We start from the raw sequence: 1,508 nt of genomic DNA, 5'->3' as shown, positions 1-1,508 counted from the left end.
TGGGTCTTCCTGGGTGAGCCGGTGGCGGGGCTCTCCGGGTTCGCGGATGTGGACGCGTTGGGGGTGGCGGTGGCGGCGGGGGAGCCGGTGCCCGATTTCGTGGTGGTCTCGTGTGCGGCTGGTTCTGTGGATGTGCCGGGGTCGGTGCGGGAGTCGTCGGGCCGGGTGCTGGGTCTGGTGCGGGGGTGGGTGGCCGACGAGCGTTTCGCGGGTTCCCGTCTGGTGCTGGTCACGCGTGGTGCGGCGGGTCCGGATGCGGGCACCGAGGTCGCCGGGGTCGTCGCCGGGTCGGTGTGGGGGCTCGTGCGTTCAGCGCAGGCGGAGCATCCGGGGTCGTTCGTGCTGCTGGACGCCGACGAGGGCTTCTCCGGGTGGGGGCTGGTCGCGGCGGCCGTCGCTTCGGGCGAGTCACAGCTGGTCGCGCGGGACGGAGGAGTGTCGGTGCCCCGCCTGGCGCGACGGGAGGTCGCCGCGACCGTACCCGGTGAACCGGCTTCGGGGACGGTGCTGGTCACCGGGGGCACGGGCGGGCTGGGCAGCCTGGTCGCGCGGCGGCTGGTGGAACGGCACGGCGTGCGGGACCTGCTGCTGGTCTCCCGCCGGGGGCCGGACGCGCCGGGTGCCGCTGAGCTGGTCGCGGGGCTGGAGGGCCTCGGCGCGCGGGTCACGGTGGCGGCCTGCGACGTGTCCGACCGTGACGCGCTGGCGGGGGTGCTGGGCCCGGTTCTCCCGCGCGTGACCGGGGTGGTCCACACGGCCGGGGTGCTGGACGACGCGACCGTGGAGGGGCTGTCGGCGGAGCGGCTGGACACGGTGTTCGCGCCCAAGGCGGACGCCGCCTGGCACCTGCACGAGCTGACGCGAGATGCCCCGCTGGCGGCGTTCGTGGTGTTCTCCTCGCTGGCGGGGGTGCTGGGCAACCCGGGGCAGGCCAACTACGCCTCGGCCAACGTGTTCCTGGACGTCCTCGCGGCGCACCGGCGGGCCCTGGGTCTCCCCGGGGTGTCGGTGGCCTGGGGGCTATGGGACACAGACTCCGACATGACCGGCACCCTGACCTCGGCGGACACGGCACGCCTCGCCCGCGCGGGGGTCGCGCCGCTGACCGCCGAGCAGGGCCTCGACCTGTTCGACGCGGCCATGACCAGCCCGGAACCGCTGGTCGTCGCCAGCGGCTGGGACGCCACCGGGCTGCGCGCCCGCGCCGAGGCGGGCGGGCTGCCCTCCGTGCTCCGCGGCCTGGTCCGTACGCCGCGCCGGGCCGCCACCAGCGCGGGGGGCCGCACCGCGGGCTCGTCCGGGCTGGCGGAGCGCCTGGGCGCGATGGCCGAGGCGGAGGCGCGAGGGCACCTGGCCGAACTGGTGCGGTCGCACGTGGCCGCCGTCCTGGCGCACGGCAACGCCAAGAACATCGGCATGGACCGGGCCTTCAACGAGCTGGGCTTCGACTCGCTGACCGCCGTGGAGCTGCGTAACCGGCTGAACGGTGAGACCGGGCTGCGGTTGCC

At 75.8% G+C, this 1,508-nt stretch carries 1 protein-coding gene; it reads left to right on the top strand.

Features of this window, described 5'->3' with window-relative positions:
* On the top strand, positions 1-1,508 hold a 1,508-nt coding region (locus tag AB0B89_RS36395), incomplete at both ends, for a beta-ketoacyl reductase (RefSeq protein ID WP_358562335.1).

The sequence above is a fragment of the Sphaerisporangium sp. NPDC049002 genome (assembly GCF_040649355.1).
In the GTDB taxonomy this organism is placed as follows: domain Bacteria; phylum Actinomycetota; class Actinomycetes; order Streptosporangiales; family Streptosporangiaceae; genus Sphaerisporangium.
This window is presented reverse-complemented; position numbering and strand designations above follow the sequence as displayed.